The organism is Paracandidimonas soli, from assembly GCF_004342005.1.
GTDB lineage: Bacteria > Pseudomonadota > Gammaproteobacteria > Burkholderiales > Burkholderiaceae_B > Paracandidimonas > Paracandidimonas soli.
This window is the reverse complement of sequence record NZ_SMBX01000006.1, coordinates 58594-72322: the sequence shown is the minus strand read 5'-3', so window position 1 is coordinate 72322 and position 13729 is coordinate 58594. Positions and strand designations below refer to the sequence as shown.

General features: G+C 63.4%; 12 protein-coding genes, 1 tRNA gene and 2 pseudogenes. 8 read left to right on the top strand and 7 right to left on the bottom strand.

What is annotated here, in order from left to right; translation table 11 throughout:
- Positions 1-147 precede the first annotated feature (147 nt).
- Positions 148-221: transfer RNA gene (locus EV686_RS12505), tRNA-Cys, on the top strand.
- Positions 222-271: 50 nt separating this feature from the next.
- Here the strand turns inward: EV686_RS12505 and EV686_RS19130 are convergent.
- A pseudogene (locus tag EV686_RS19130) lies at positions 272-394 on the bottom strand (type II toxin-antitoxin system RelE/ParE family toxin); the annotation flags it as partial.
- A gap of 168 nt (positions 395-562) precedes the next feature.
- On the opposite strand from EV686_RS19130, the gene EV686_RS12495 reads away from it, so the two are divergent.
- Positions 563-1543 (top strand): Bug family tripartite tricarboxylate transporter substrate binding protein, encoded by a 981-nt coding sequence (locus EV686_RS12495; protein ID WP_132477283.1) that lies wholly within the window; start codon positions 563-565, stop codon positions 1541-1543.
- Position 1544: 1 nt separating this feature from the next.
- A complete protein-coding gene (locus EV686_RS12490) occupies positions 1545-2666 on the top strand; it encodes an NAD/NADP octopine/nopaline dehydrogenase family protein (protein WP_165972594.1) in 1122 nt (373 codons plus the stop codon).
- Positions 2667-2711: 45 nt separating this feature from the next.
- Here EV686_RS12490 and EV686_RS12485 read toward each other — a convergent pair whose 3' ends face one another.
- Complete coding sequence (locus tag EV686_RS12485; RefSeq protein WP_132477281.1) at positions 2712-3662, bottom strand: LysR family transcriptional regulator; 951 nt, start codon at positions 3660-3662, stop codon at positions 2712-2714.
- 31 nt (positions 3663-3693) lie between these two features.
- Positions 3694-5724: a DUF4139 domain-containing protein gene (locus tag EV686_RS12480; protein WP_132477280.1), complete on the bottom strand. Its 2031-nt coding sequence runs from the start codon at positions 5722-5724 to the stop codon at positions 3694-3696.
- An 87-nt stretch (positions 5725-5811) separates the two neighbouring features.
- Here EV686_RS12480 and EV686_RS12475 point away from each other — a divergent pair.
- Positions 5812-5940 (top strand): annotated as a pseudogene (locus tag EV686_RS12475) (helix-turn-helix domain-containing protein); the annotation flags it as partial.
- On the opposite strand, the gene EV686_RS12470 reads toward EV686_RS12475, so the two are convergent.
- The gene (locus EV686_RS12470; protein ID WP_132477279.1) at positions 5897-7597 is read right to left on the bottom strand and encodes a 2-isopropylmalate synthase; all 1701 of its coding nucleotides are present in this window, start codon (positions 7595-7597) and stop codon (positions 5897-5899) included. The pseudogene EV686_RS12475 and the gene EV686_RS12470 overlap by 44 nt on opposite strands.
- A 275-nt stretch (positions 7598-7872) precedes the next feature.
- Here EV686_RS12470 and EV686_RS12465 point away from each other — a divergent pair, with 275 nt between their 5' ends.
- The 3 genes from EV686_RS12465 (at position 7873) to EV686_RS12460 (ending at position 9449) form a co-directional block, all read left to right on the top strand.
- A complete protein-coding gene (locus tag EV686_RS12465) occupies positions 7873-8685 on the top strand; it encodes an AraC family transcriptional regulator (protein ID WP_132477278.1) in 813 nt (270 codons plus the stop codon).
- Between the two features lie 85 nt (positions 8686-8770).
- Complete coding sequence (locus EV686_RS18595; RefSeq protein WP_165972593.1) at positions 8771-8914, top strand: hypothetical protein; 144 nt, start codon at positions 8771-8773, stop codon at positions 8912-8914.
- A 103-nt stretch (positions 8915-9017) separates the two neighbouring features.
- The gene (locus EV686_RS12460; RefSeq protein ID WP_132477277.1) at positions 9018-9449 is read left to right on the top strand and encodes a hypothetical protein; all 432 of its coding nucleotides are present in this window, start codon (positions 9018-9020) and stop codon (positions 9447-9449) included.
- 115 nt (positions 9450-9564) lie between these two features.
- Here EV686_RS12460 and pnp read toward each other — a convergent pair whose 3' ends face one another.
- Both pnp and rpsO read right to left on the bottom strand, forming a co-directional pair.
- On the bottom strand, positions 9565-11703 hold the full coding sequence (gene pnp, locus EV686_RS12455) for a polyribonucleotide nucleotidyltransferase (protein ID WP_132477276.1): 2139 nt from the start codon (positions 11701-11703) through the stop codon (positions 9565-9567).
- Between the two features lie 175 nt (positions 11704-11878).
- Entirely contained in the window at positions 11879-12148 is a 270-nt protein-coding gene (gene rpsO / locus EV686_RS12450; RefSeq protein WP_132477275.1) for a 30S ribosomal protein S15, read from the bottom strand.
- A 165-nt stretch (positions 12149-12313) separates the two neighbouring features.
- Between rpsO and EV686_RS12445 the strand changes: the two genes are divergently transcribed.
- Positions 12314-12856: a hypothetical protein gene (locus tag EV686_RS12445; RefSeq protein WP_243650880.1), complete on the top strand. Its 543-nt coding sequence runs from the start codon at positions 12314-12316 to the stop codon at positions 12854-12856.
- An 81-nt stretch (positions 12857-12937) separates the two neighbouring features.
- On the opposite strand, the gene pssA is transcribed toward EV686_RS12445, so the two are convergent.
- On the bottom strand, positions 12938-13729 hold the full coding sequence (pssA, locus tag EV686_RS12440; RefSeq protein ID WP_132477274.1) for a CDP-diacylglycerol--serine O-phosphatidyltransferase: 792 nt from the start codon (positions 13727-13729) through the stop codon (positions 12938-12940).

The following is a 13729-nucleotide window of genomic DNA, read 5'->3' as shown; positions in this document are numbered from 1 at the left end:
ACCGGCACTGCCTCGGCAGCGCCGGTTTTTTTATGCATGTTCTCTACGCCATGCAATTCTGCACCAAATGAGGTATAATTTTTCGTTACTCGCTTTGGTCTGACATGAACATCATGGATGTTCGCCGGATGCCAGACGGGTATCATCGGCGCAATGGCAGAGTGGTTATGCAGCGGATTGCAAATCCGTGTACCCCGGTTCGATTCCGAGTTGCGCCTCCAAATGAAATCAAGGACTTGCGTGTTGCGCGCAGGTCCTTTTTCATTCTGGTCTCAATGTCGAAAGCAATCACGGCGCGCTTGCGATAATGTGTAATCCGCAGACTAGGGCGTATATCATCACGCTGGGCACCGCGATGCGGAAATGCCGCCAGGCCTGCGCAGTAGGTGACGATATCCTAGTTGAACGCAGCCATACCTGCCAGCCACAGCGCCGCGAAATATCACACCTATCGTCTTCTCATCTACCGTTCGTTAACGCCTCTTGAATACTTTTCGGTTTGACCTCCCGCCCGTGCTGCATACACTGCTTCGAGACTGAATCACATACACAGGAGAGCAGCATGCGTTCACTTCATCGGCGCGCGGTCATGGCGCTTTGCGGCCTATTGTTCACGGCATTTCAGGGCGCCGCGGCGGCCAGCGAGTTTCCTTCCCGCGCCATCACCATCGTGGTCGGATGGTCTGCCGGCGGGGCGACCGATCTGCTGGCGCGCCAACTGGGCGAGTCCATGGCAAAGGCCGCGGGCCAGAGCATCATCGTCGAGAACAAGGCCGGCGCCAACGGCACCATCGGCCACAGCCAGGCCGCCAGGTCGCGCGCCGACGGCTACACCGCGCTGCTGGCCACCAACAGCACCTTCGCCATCGCCCCTCATCTGTACCCCTCGCTGCCCTTCGACCAGCAGCGCGATCTCGCGCCTGTTTCCCTGGTGGCGGAAAGCCCGCTGGTGCTGGTTTCCAGCCCCAACTCCGGCATCAAGACCCTGTCGGATCTGCTGGAAAAAGCCAAGGCGCGGCCCGGCGTGCTGAACGTGGCCTCCGGCGGCAATGGCTCGACCAGCCACATGGCGGCTGAAATGCTCATGGCCCTGACCGGCATCAACCTGTCGCACATCCCGTACAAGGGCGGTTCGCCCGCTACCGTGGCGGTCTCCGCATCAGAAGTGGACGTTGCATTCCTGGACCTGGGCGTGGCGCTGCCGCTGCTGAAGGAAGGCCGCCTGAACCCACTGGGCGTCAGCAGCACGCAGCGTTCCAACCTGCTGCCCAACGTTCCCACCCTGAGCGAATCCGGCGTCAAGGACTTCGTGGCCACGACGACCTTCGCCATGTTCGTCCCCATCGATACGCCTGTCGACGTCGTGAAGCGACTGCATGGCATCGTCGATACCGCCATGCAGGATCAGGCGCTGCTCGACAAACTGACCGGCCAGGGAGTGATTCCCCGCAACGAGGGCCCGGAAGGCCTGGGCAAGTATGTCTCGGAAGAACAGCAGCGCTGGAAAGACATCATCTCATCCCGCAACATCACGCTGGATTGACATGACAGCTTCCAAGCGCAAAGCCGCCATTCTCGGCGCGGGTCCGATCGGCTGCGCGACCGCCGCTCACATGGCCGCCCAGGGACGCGAGGCCGCACTGTGGTCGCCCACGGGCAGCCGGGTAAGAATCGACAACGGCAAGGCGTACTTCCGCACCAAGGGGGCGCTGGACGCGGAAGTCTGCGTAGACTGGCTCGACGATCTGGGCCTGCTGACTGATTTCGATGAAATCATCATCTGCCTGCCCGGCAATCTGTACCAGGACATCCTGCCCGACGCATTGCCGCATCTGCGCAGCGGACAGACGGTACTCGTCAGCAGCGCCCTGTCGCTGGTGACGCTCTGGCTGTCGGATCAGGCCCAGGCCCTCGGCAAGCGCCTGCGCGTCGGCGGCTGGAGCACGACCGCCACCACTGCTCATTTCGAGGCGGACGGCAGGCTGCACCTGAACGAATTGCGCGGCGCGATCGGGCTGTCCAGCGCCCGGCCCGAAGACGGTGCGGCGCTGCTGCAAGCCAGCGAACACATGCTGGGCGCGCGCTTCGTCAGGGACGCCAGCCCGCTGGCCAGCGCCATCGCCAACATCAATCCGATCGCGCACGCGGCCGAGGTCATCCCGAACCTCAGCCGCATGGTGCGCGGCGAAGACTGGCCGCTGTTCGGCTGCTTCGGCATCGAAGTCGGCAGGCTGGCGCAGCGCCTGGACGACGAGCGGCTGGCCATCGGCGCCCACTTCGGCTTCACGCTGCGCTCGCTGGCGGAGCACTATCACCGCTCCTACCATGTCCCGCTCGGTCCGCTGCATGAGATAGCCGCAGCCATCGAAGCCGCCGGCAAAGGCCCTCTCGGCCCCAAGCGCCTGGAACACAGGTACGTGCTGGAAGACATGCCCTTCGGCCTGGCTTTCCAAGAACGCCTGGCGCAGCTGGCCGGCATCCCCTGTACCGCGCACAGCAGCGCGCTCACGGTGCTGGAGATCGTCTATGACAGGGACCTGCGCAATGCCAACTTCCTGCTGGACGCGCTGCTGCCCGATGCCCGGGCGCTGGCTGCGCTGGCGGGAAACGCCGGTCCACGGTGTGACTCCGGTCAAGACACCAGCAGGGAAGCCTTCCCCGCATGACAAACCAAGGCGGCATGCCGGAGCGCAAGCAGGCAAGCCCCCTCCCTACTTCCGGGTTAATCGCCTGAGCGCAGCCTCGTAGAATCGCTGCACGGTTTCCCGGCGCAGCGTATCGATCTTGTGCGCCAGCACGATAGGGATAGCCGGCAGGCCAGGCGCATCGATGCGCACCAGGGAGCCGTCATCGAGATTGGCCTGTACCGTGCGCTGCGCCATGAGGGTCAGGCCATGCCCGGCGCGCGCCAGGTTCAAGTTGGTGATGGCATTGGTGGATTCGATCGCCGGCGCAATCGGCGCCAGGCCGTGGTCGAGCAGGCACTGCTCGAACATCATGCGCGACTGCGTCGGCCGCGGCGGCAATATCCAGTCCTGCTTTCTAAGCTGCGGCCAGACGGGCTGCGAGACATCCAGCTCCGCCAGCGCCGGATGCCCAGGCCTGCACACCACCAGCCAATGCTCGTCGCAGATGGGCTGGATGACGATCCTCTCGCTGTCCAGTTGCCCGAGCTCCGAAGGCGTATTCATGGTCAGCAGCACATCGATCTCATGATTGATAAGCCGCTGCTGCATGTCGGCCAGCCTGCCCTCGATGATCTGCAGGGAGTGCCCGGCGTCATCCTTGCGCATTTCCGACAGCACGCCGGGCAGCATGGTCCAGGCCACGAACGGCGGCGCGCCGATGCGCAGCACCTCGTGCCGCCCCTCCCGCTCGTCACGCAAATCATCCGCCAGCAACGCCACTTCGGACAGCAGGGCGCGTGCGCGATGCACCAGCGTGCTGCCCGCCGCCGTCGGCACCAGCCCGCGCGCGTGGCGCACGAACAGGGTCATGCCCAACTGGTGCTCGATTTCCCCCAGGCTCTTGCTGACGGCGGCGGTACTCAGATGCAAGCGCTCCGCCGCCTGCCGCATATTGGCGGTTTCCGCCAGCACGCACAGCAACTCGAACTGGCGCATGCGCAAGGCGGAAATGATTCGGTAGGTGGATTGCGTCATGCCGCAAAGTATAGCGGCAGACACCCCGCCCCTACTGCGCCAGCGCGGTCTCCATGGCCTTGCGGCGCTCCGCCGTCTGCTTGCGGGCCTGCTCCACTTCCTGCGCCACGGCGGCGATCCTGTCTTCCTCCTGCGCCAGCAGGCCCAGGTAGCGCTGGCCCAGCGAGCTGTCGGCGGGAACCGAGGACAGGTTTTCGCGGATGCGCGACTGGTTGGCGACGATGCGCTCGTGCTCGTCGGCCAGCTCGGCCTCGCGCTGCTGGGCCTGGGCCAGCTCGCGCCTGAGGTCGGCCAAGGTCTTCAGCCGCTCAGCCGCCTTGCTGTCCGAAGCGATGCCGGACCAGTACAGCAGGCGGTCGGCATCGGCATCCAGCAGCCGCATGGTCTGCTCGTCCGTACGCTGCAGCACGGCCTTGACCTGCGCCTGTCCGGCGGCCGGCACCTGCGCCCTGAGGCGATAATGCGCGGCGGTGCTGCCTGCCAGAGATTCGGACTTCAGCTCCCACCCCTGCTGCCTGGGTTGCTCGATCAGCACGGTCCGGTCGGCATCCGACGCGCCCTTGATCGTATAGGTGGTTTCACGGCGCAGCTGGCGCGTGATGTGCAGCACGCCCTGACTGACCTTGACTTCCGACACCTGTTCCTGCGGCCTGGTGTCGGCGCGCACTTCGACCTTGCGGTCTTCCGCGAAATACACCAGCCTGGATTCGCCCGCCGGCAGGCCGGCCAGTTGCGCATCCCCGATGTGGCCGGCTTGCTGGTCATAGACCGTCAGAATACCCGGCGGCAGGCTGCCTTCCGTGCTGTTCTTCAGCCAGACGCCTGCCACGGGGTGCACCTTGCCACGATCCGCCTGGAACACGGAAACCTGCTCCGCCTTCAGGCTGGCGTCCAAGAACGGCACGGACAGCGTCTGCCCCGCCGCCACCGAAACCGGCGCCGGCAAGGTATAGCTCACGCTGGTCTGGCCTTCCTGGGCCGCCGCCTCGGGAACGCCGGCGCTGCCGGCCCCGCCGCCATAAGCGCTGGCCGCCATGGCGGGAGCGGGCGCAGGCGCCATGGCCATGCGCTTCGCGCTGCTGCGTGCTTCCATCTCCATCTGCACATCGGCCCTGTCCCTGGGTTCCATCTGGGCAAACATGTCCACGCGCGGCGCTTCGGCCGCCCCCACCGCGACAGGGACCTCAGGCCTATCGTTCCAATAGCGCTGCAGCAGACGCTGCGAGAGCATGACCGGCGCTCCGGAGGTCAATGTCACGGACACGTCCTTCCAGTCCTGCCCGCTGGCATTCTCCAGCACGGCCCATGCCTGCAGCCTGGCCTTGCCCGATGCGTCGGTCACCAGGCGATACGTGCTTTTCCAGACGGGCGCCGCCACGACATAGCTCAGATCGATGTCCCGCTTGCCCTTGCCGTCCAGGGAAATCTTCACGCTCCGGACCGATTCGTTGCGGTGCTCCCGGCTGACCGCAAGCGCCGCCTGCAACTGGTTGCGCAACTCCTCGTCCAGTATTTCCATCACGCTGTCATTGCCAAGGCGCAAGGTCTGCACGCTGCCATCGGCCGCCAGGACCGACAGCAACGGAGCAGGTCGCCCGCCCTCTCCCACGGACGCGTCCGCCGCTTCCGTCACGCCCAGAATCGTCCCTTCCACGGTACGGCCTCCGGACGTCGCCCGCACGGCCGCTCCCGGCAGGCGGGCGGCCAGGCTTGCCGGGGATTGCAGGTCGGCGGGACCGAACGGCAGATGTTCGAACGTCTCTTCCAGAGGAGCCAGGCCATCCAGCACGATACCGGTTACGCTGCCGTTCGGATCGCGCACGACCAGGCTCTTGAGCAGATCGTCCAGCTGCGCCACGGGCACGTTCAGGCGCACGCTGGACGCATCATCCACCGAAATGCGGCGATGCACCTCGGCCACGCCGCCGGAAGACAGGCGCAGGGACTCGATCCGGTCCTGGCCGGCCTGGATTGCCTGCTGCGCATTCGCCCCCTGCCAGGCGATCGCCAGCATGAAGGCCAGGACGGGCATGCGAACGGAAAAAGACGGCTGAAGACTCATGGTTGGGTTCCCCTGTACACGATGCCGCCATTGTAGGCATGTCGGGATCACCGGAATGTGTCAAAAGGCATCATGGAGCATTATCTCCTCCAAAGCCTGGCGGACGGCACGCCCGTCGTCCAGGTCGCGCTGGAGCACGGCTACAGCAGCCAGAGCGCCTATATCGCCATGTTCAAGCGCCATTTCGGGATGACGCCATCGGCTTTCTACCGCTGACCATCGAGAACCGGGACGCCGCACTTAGCACAGCCAGCACCGATGCGGTGACGATGTTCGCGTGCCGCCCCACGCCAAAGCGCGATCCGGGCACACCTGGCCACGCCGCCTCCACGATGGCTAGAGCCGTGGCATCCGCTCCACTCCCCAGGCTGCGCTCCTCGTAGCTGTCTATACGCAAGGGCAGCCCCAGCGCCGCCACTGCAGCGGAGATCGGACCATTGCCTACGCCCTGGCGGCTCTCCACCTTGCCATCGGCACCGGCCAGCTCCAGGTCTATGCCCTGACCATCGGGATGCCCGTACAAGCGGTGGGCTCGGTAGATGAAACCAGGCTGCTCGCACACCGGCATCAGATACGTGCGCTCGAAGACTTCCCAGATCCGCTCGCTGCTCAGTTCTGTTTCGCTGGAATCGGCCAACGCCTGAACGATGGCGCTGAACTCCACCTGCATGCGACGGGGCATGACGATGCCGTAATCGCGTTGCAGCAGGAAAGCGATACCGCCCTTGCCCGACTGACTGTTGACGCGCACGATGCTATCGTAAGTACGCCCCAGGTCCTGCGGGTCGATGGGCAGGTAAGGCACGCGCCAGAGGGCATCCGGCTGCTGTGCGGCGAAACCCTTGGAAATGGCATCCTGATGCGAACCGGAGAAGGCCGTGAATACCAGATCGCCGACATAGGGATGGCGTGGATGGATCGGCAGGGCCGTGCAATCCTCGGCCACACGCGCAACTGCAGCAATATCCGAGAAATCCAGGCCCGGCGAGATACCCTGCGTGTACAGGTTCAGCGCCAACGTCACCACGTCCAGGTTGCCGCTGCGCTCGCCATTGCCGAACAGGCAGCCTTCGACCCTTTGCGCGCCCGCCAGCAGGGCTTGCTCAGCGCAGGCTACACCGGTGCCGCGATCATTGTGAGGATGCACGGACAGGACAATCTGTTCGCGCCGCTCCAGCCTCCGGTCCATCCACTCGATCTGGTCGGCGAAGACATTGGGCGTGGACACTTCCACCGTGGTCGGCAGGTTGACGATCATCGGGCGCTGCGGTCCGGCGTCCCAGGCCCGGATGGCGGCATTGCAGACAGCCAAAGACACATCAAGTTCGGCCATGCAGAAGGTTTCGGGTGAATACTGGAGCACCCATTGCGTTTGCGGATGGGCCTCCGTCAGCTGCTTGAACAATGCAATATGGCGCTCGACCATATCGACGATCTGCGGCACGCTCATGCCGAAAACGATTTCGCGCCAGGCCGGTGCGATGGCGTTGTAGAAATGCACGATCACGCGGCGCGCGCCCGCGACACTGCGCACCGTCTCCGCAATCAGATCCTCGCGCAACTGCGTGATGACCATCGGCGTCACGTCCTCGGGAATCAGATCGGCATCGATCAGGTGACGCACGATCTCAAAATCGGTGCGCGATGCGGAAGGAAACCCGACCTCTATCTCCTTGAAGCCGATGCGTACCAGCTCCTGGAACAGGCGCAGCTTGCGCTCGCGGTTCATCGGCTCGAACAGCGCTTGGTTGCCATCGCGCAAATCCGTGGACAGCCATATGGGAGCCTGGGTCAATATGCGCGATGGCCATCGACGGTCCGACAACGCAACTGGAGGAAAGGAGCGATATTTTCTGGAGGGATCAGTCAGCATAAAAACTCTCTTGGGAAATCCATGACACCCGATTCCCCTGGCTCGGAACAAGCTGACGATGGCCGGGGTCAGGGGGAATCAGGATGGGTCATGACGCGAACGGACTCGTGCCGACCCCGACCGAAGGTCAGTAGTCGTAGCAGGCGCGAAAGACGGAAGAACGAAGACATGTACTGATCAGCTCTGTTGCAGGTGTTTCTATATTAGGTTTGCACGTTTTGTCTATCTACATAAAAATAGACAATTACTTATTCATTTTGGACAAAATCGACCATATGGGATTCTTCTCCTCCGAGGACGGCGGCCATGCCCTCGACCTGTCCATGGCCGAAACCTCCAGACTGCCCGTCACCGGCGTGACCATGCGTTATCCGCAAGGACATGCCGTGCCCATGCACCAGCACTGCCGAGGCCATCTGATCTATGCGGACCGGGGGCTGCTGCGAGTCGAAACCGAGACCGGGCAGTGGCTGGTGCCGCCCACGTCCGCCGTCTGGCTGCTTCCGGGCGTGGCCCATCGCCTGTTCGTCCCCGTTGCCTTGCGGGCGCATGGTCTGTTCGTGCGCGAGGATCTCTGCGCGACGCTGCCCGAATCGGACCGTGTCGTACAGGTGTCCGGCCTGGCTCGTGAGATCATTGTCAGCCTGACCGGGCTGGATGGTCGGACGGAAAACTTGCGTCGCGCGCATCTGCTAGGCGAATTGCTGATCGAGGAGCTGCGCGCTCCTCCTCCCCTGCCGTTCCACCTGCCCTGGCCCCGGGATGCGCAGATGCAGGCGGTCTGCCAAGCCCTGATCCACGACCCGGGCCATGACGCGACCGCCGAGGACTGGGCGGATAAGCTGGCCATGGGAGGAAAAACCTTTCATCGCCGCTTTCTGAAAGGCACCGGCATGAGTTTCGGACGATGGCGCCAGCAGCTGCGCCTGATGTCATCATTGACATTGCTGATGCAGGGCATGCCAATTATCCAGGTCGCCCTGGCCAGCGGCTATGACAGCCACAGCGCCTACACCACAGCCTTCGGTAAGCAATTCGGACACTCGCCTTCGGCCTTCATGAAACACCGACCTGCAGCACAAACTTGAGGAAGGCCAGTACACATCATTACCGTTACCCGCAGGAAAACGACATGCAGGCAACCGCTACGCCGACCGCCATCGTGTCCACGTCATGAAGCGAGATGGCGCGAAAGTTGTGCAAGAGGTGTATCTATTTGCTGAACTGGACGCGAACGGACGCTTCGCACGTGTCGAGGAAACCACACTGATGCTCGAGGGTGCAGGGGCCGACCGCCATATCGGCGGCATGAAATGAGTTGGATTTCAATTCGACACCGGCGCTTACAGGCGCTATGTAACAGCGATGGTATAAAAAATCAGGAGCAGGCGAAATGCCTGGAACTTGAGAGGATCCATCCATGACCCGTAATTTCACAACAGTAGTCGGCGTATTCCTATGTGCAGGACTGGCGGCATGCTCTACGTCCACGCCGGAGAGCAATCCCCGGGAATTGTCTCAGCAAACAGTCGAGTACAAATGCGGGCAAGGAAGCACCCAGCCTCTGAGCGTCCAGTACACATTCCAGGGCGACGACCCGCTGGCCGCCAAAGTCATCTATCGCAACCAGGCCATAGACCTGACTCGTGCCACCACCAGCAACGTCGACATGGTCGGCAACACGTTCCGCGGGAATGGGTACACATGGACCACCAATAAATTCACCCGCACCGATGCCGGCACAGTCGACGGCAAAATGCTCACCCAGGAAACGCAGCAGGAAGTGAACGGCCAGGCATCCACAGTCAGCAACGTCATCCTCAAGGACTGCAAGATCGCAAGCGCCTCGTAACGCGCCAGCAGGGATCAATAAAAAACCCCATCTGCGGGCGCAAGCCCGTGATGGGGTTTTATGAATACGCAAAGCGCATCCGGCGGAACTGCTGCCCGCCGGAATGCCGCCAGGCTTATTCCGCGGCCGGACCTTGCGGGCCGCCCTGGGCCTCGATGCCGCCGATGGCCTTCATGGAGAGGCGCAAACGGCCCTTGTCATCGGCTTCGATGACCTTGATGCGGACCGACTGGCCGACCTTGAGCACATCGTTGATGTTGGCGATGCGGTAGTTGGCGATCTCCGAGATGTGCAGCAGGCCGTCGCGGCCCGGCAGCACCTGCACGATGGCGCCGAAGTCCAGCAGGCGCAGCACTGGGCCTTCGTACTCCTGGCCCACTTCGACGTCGGCCGTCAGTTCGCGGATGCGGCGCTCGGCTTCGCGGGCCTTGTCCAGGTCGGCGCTGGAGATGGTGATGGTGCCGTCGTCGTTGATGTCGATCTGCGTGCCGGTTTCTTCGGTGAGCGCGCGGATGGTGGCGCCGCCCTTGCCGATCACGTCACGGATCTTCTCGGGGTTGATCTTCAGACCGATCATGCGCGGTGCGAATTCCGACAGCTCAGTACGCGAACCGTCGAGCGCCTTCTTCATTTCGCCCAGGATGTGCAGACGGCCTTCGCGGGCCTGCGCCAGCGCAACCATCATGATTTCCTTGGTGATGCCCTGGATCTTGATGTCCATCTGCAGCGCGGTAATGCCCTTTTCGGTACCCGCCACCTTGAAGTCCATGTCGCCCAGGTGATCTTCGTCGCCCAGGATGTCGGTCAGCACGGCGAACTTGCCGCCGTCCTTGATCAGGCCCATGGCCACGCCAGCCACGTGGTCCTGGATGGGAACGCCGGCGTCCATCATGGCCAGCGAACCGCCGCATACCGAAGCCATCGACGAAGAGCCGTTGGATTCCGTGATTTCCGACACCAGGCGAATGGTGTACTGGAAGTCGGCGTGCTCGGGCAGCAGTGCCGCCAGCGCGCGCTTGGCCAGGCGGCCGTGGCCAATCTCGCGGCGCTTGGGTACGCCGAAGCGGCCGGTTTCGCCCGTGGCGAACGGAGGCATGTTGTAGTGCATCAGGAAGCGGTCGCGCGATTCACCCATGATGGAATCGATGATCTGCTCGTCCTGCTTGGTACCCAGCGTGGCAACCACCAGCGCCTGGGTTTCGCCGCGCGTGAACAGTGCGCTGCCGTGCGTGCGCGGCAGCACGCCCAGGCGGATGCTGATCGGACGCACCGTGCGGGTGTCGCGTCCGTCGATACGCGGCTGGCCGCTCAGGATGCGGCTGCGGACGATTTCGGCTTCCAGGTCGAACAGCAGGTTCTCGACCTCGACGGAATCGGGAGCGGACTCTTCCCTGGCCGCGGCATGCGCGTCCAGCTTGGCCTTCACTTCGGCGTAGACTTCGCGCAGGCGCGCGGTGCGCAGCTGCTTCTCGCGGATTTCGTAGGCGGCCTGCAGATCTTCACGGGCGGCGGCGGCAACGGCGGTTGCCAGGGTTTCGTTGCGCGGCGCGGGCTGCCAATCCCACTCGGGCTTGCCGGCTTCGGCAACCAGGTCATGGATGGCGTTGATGGCGGCCTGCATCTGCTCGTGGCCATACACTACGCCGCCCAGCATCACGTCTTCCGGCAGTTGCTGCGCTTCGGACTCGACCATCAGCACGGCGGCTTCCGTACCGGCCACGATCAGGTTCAGGGCGGACTCTTTCAGCTGCGATGCCGTGGGATTCAGGACGTATTCGCCATTCAGGTAGCCGACGCGTGCGGCGCCGATGGGTCCGTTGAACGGAATGCCGGAGATGGCCAGGGCGGCCGACGCACCGATCATGGCGGGAATATCGGGGTCGACTTCCGGATTCACCGAAACCGTGTGAATGATGACCTGAACGTCGTTGTAGAACCCTTCGGGAAACAGGGGGCGCAGGGGGCGGTCGATCAGGCGCGACGTGAGCGTTTCCTTTTCGGAAGGCTTGCCTTCGCGCTTGAAGAAGCCGCCGGGAATACGGCCGGCGGCATAGGCCTTCTCGACGTAGTCGACGGTCAGCGGGAAGAAATCCTGGCCCGGCTTTGCCTTCTTGGCAGCCACGACGGTAGCCAGCACAACGGTATCATCCATGGATACCAATACGGCGCCCGACGCCTGGCGGGCAATCTCGCCAGTTTCGAGAACCACCGTATGCTGACCATACTGGAACGACTTGGTCACTTTATTGAACATTACGGATATCCTTACAATTACAGAAAATACGCCGACGCAACCAGTGCGCTACGGCGCTGTCCCACAGGGGACGTTGCATCCTGAAGAGACCCCGACCCCCAAACAAAAAAACCGCGCCCGCCGCAAGAATCTGCGACGGCCACGGTTCCAGCATGGGGAGCCAGGGCCCCAGGTATCACTTACGCAGACCGAGTTTTTCGATCAGAGCGCGGTAGGAATCAGGGTTGCGGCCCTTCAGGTAGTCGAGCAGCTTGCGGCGGCGGCTGACCATGCGCAGCAGGCCGCGGCGGGAATGGTGATCTTTCAGGTGTGTCTTGAAATGGCCGGTCAGTTCGTTGATGCGGGCTGTCAGCAGGGCCACCTGGACTTCAGGGGAACCCGTGTCGCCTTGGGCGCGCTGGAACTGGGAAACGATTTCAGACTTCTTGATGTCTGCTACGGACATGATGTTTAATCCTCTTGGACTGGCGACAGAGCCGAGGTGCCCTGACGTGATTTAATGATGAAAATGCTTTTCGCCCCGCAGGAACACTCCCCCGGGGAAAAAGCAGCGGCAATTATAGCGTATTTGGCGGGCCGGCCCAAACCGGCCGAAAGACAGGAGGCGCATATGACCACACAGCAAAGCGCAGGCCCCGGACGCCCGGCATGGAAGCTTCTATGGTGCCTGCCGGCGCTGGCGCTTGCCGCGTGCGCCGGCATCAACGACATCCCTCCCGATGCGCCGGTTTCCGAGGCCATGGCGGTCATGGGCAAGCCGAGGCTGTCCTGCCCTCTGCCCGACGGCGGCCAGCGGCTGGTCTGGAGCACCCAGCCCACCGGGCAATACGCCTGGCGCGCCGACACTGACGCCAGCGGCCGCATCGTCGGCCGCGTGATTCCGGTACTGACGGATGAGGAATTCCGGACGGTGCAATCCGGACGCTGGACCCGGCAGGACGTCAGGTGCGCCTTCGGCCCTCCGGCGGAATCCAGCGAGGTTGGGCTTCCCTCCGTCCGGCAGGTCGTCTGGAGCTACCGCTACCGCCAGAATGGCGTGTGGAACTCGCTGATGCACATCTATTTCGGCAACGACGGCGAATACGTCACCCGTATGCATCCGGGCCCCGATCCCATGTTCGACCCGGACGACAATTTCTTCAGGATGCCCTGACGGGCCCGCGCGGGCCCTTTTCGCGCCGGTCCATGAATGGCCGATGGGCCAGTTTGCGCCGGCCCATCGGCCAACCAGTGATCATTGGCCGTCGGCGGGAGGCGCTTCGTCCGGCAATTCCTGGCGGCGGCGGCTCAGCTTGCGCGCCTTGCGCAGGCGCCACAGCAGGATGCCCCAGCCCGACAGGCCGTAGATGACGAACAGTCCGAACAGGACCAGAGGCGGATCGCTGGAAACAAAGACGAAAGCCGCCACGAATACCACGATGACCCAGAACGGCACGCTGCGCCCCAGCGCGAACGACTTCCCGCTGTAGAACGGAGCATTGCTCACCATGGCAAGGCCGGCATAGACCGTAAAGGCGAAGGCGGTCCAGGCCAGCACGCCGCCCTGCACGGAGAACTTGTTGTCCACGGCCAGCCAGACGAAGCCCGCCACCAGCGCAGCGGCCGCCGGGCTGGGCAGCCCCTGGAAGAAACGCTTGTCGACCACGCCGATATTGGTATTGAAACGCGCCAGCCGCAACGCGGCGCCAGCCACGTAGATGAAGGCGGCCAGCCACCCCCAGCGGCCAAGATCCTGCAGCGCCCATTCATACATGACCAGCGCCGGCGCAATGCCGAACGATGTCATGTCGGAAAGCGAGTCGTACTGTTCTCCGAAGGCCGACTGGGTGTTGGTCAGGCGCGCCACGCGCCCGTCCATGCCATCGAACACCATGGCCAGGAAAATGGCGATGGCAGCCACCTCGAACCGGCCGTCCATGGCCATTACCACGGCGTAGAACCCAGCAAAAAGATTCGCCGTGGTAAACGCGTTGGGCAGCAGGTAGATGCTGCGCCGGCTCCGGGTTTCGTCTGAGGTTCCGTTCAT

Bases quoted from the DNA above. Each gene is read 5' to 3' on its own strand.
- EV686_RS12490 (WP_165972594.1), top strand. From the start codon at position 1,545: ATGACAGCTTCCAAGCGCAAAGCCGCCATTCTCGGCGCGGGTCCGATC.
- EV686_RS12470 (WP_132477279.1), bottom strand. From the start codon at position 7,597: ATGCTGACTGATCCCTCCAGAAAATATCGCTCCTTTCCTCCAGTTGCG.
- EV686_RS12465 (WP_132477278.1), top strand. From the start codon at position 7,873: ATGGGATTCTTCTCCTCCGAGGACGGCGGCCATGCCCTCGACCTGTCC.
- EV686_RS12480 (WP_132477280.1), bottom strand. From the start codon at position 5,724: ATGAGTCTTCAGCCGTCTTTTTCCGTTCGCATGCCCGTCCTGGCCTTC.
- EV686_RS18595 (WP_165972593.1), top strand. From the start codon at position 8,771: ATGAAGCGAGATGGCGCGAAAGTTGTGCAAGAGGTGTATCTATTTGCT.
- pssA (WP_132477274.1), bottom strand. From the start codon at position 13,729: ATGAACGGAACCTCAGACGAAACCCGGAGCCGGCGCAGCATCTACCTG.
- EV686_RS12445 (WP_243650880.1), top strand. From the start codon at position 12,314: ATGACCACACAGCAAAGCGCAGGCCCCGGACGCCCGGCATGGAAGCTT.
- rpsO (WP_132477275.1), bottom strand. From the start codon at position 12,148: ATGTCCGTAGCAGACATCAAGAAGTCTGAAATCGTTTCCCAGTTCCAG.
- pnp (WP_132477276.1), bottom strand. From the start codon at position 11,703: ATGTTCAATAAAGTGACCAAGTCGTTCCAGTATGGTCAGCATACGGTG.
- EV686_RS12485 (WP_132477281.1), bottom strand. From the start codon at position 3,662: ATGACGCAATCCACCTACCGAATCATTTCCGCCTTGCGCATGCGCCAG.
- EV686_RS12460 (WP_132477277.1), top strand. From the start codon at position 9,018: ATGACCCGTAATTTCACAACAGTAGTCGGCGTATTCCTATGTGCAGGA.
- EV686_RS12495 (WP_132477283.1), top strand. From the start codon at position 563: ATGCGTTCACTTCATCGGCGCGCGGTCATGGCGCTTTGCGGCCTATTG.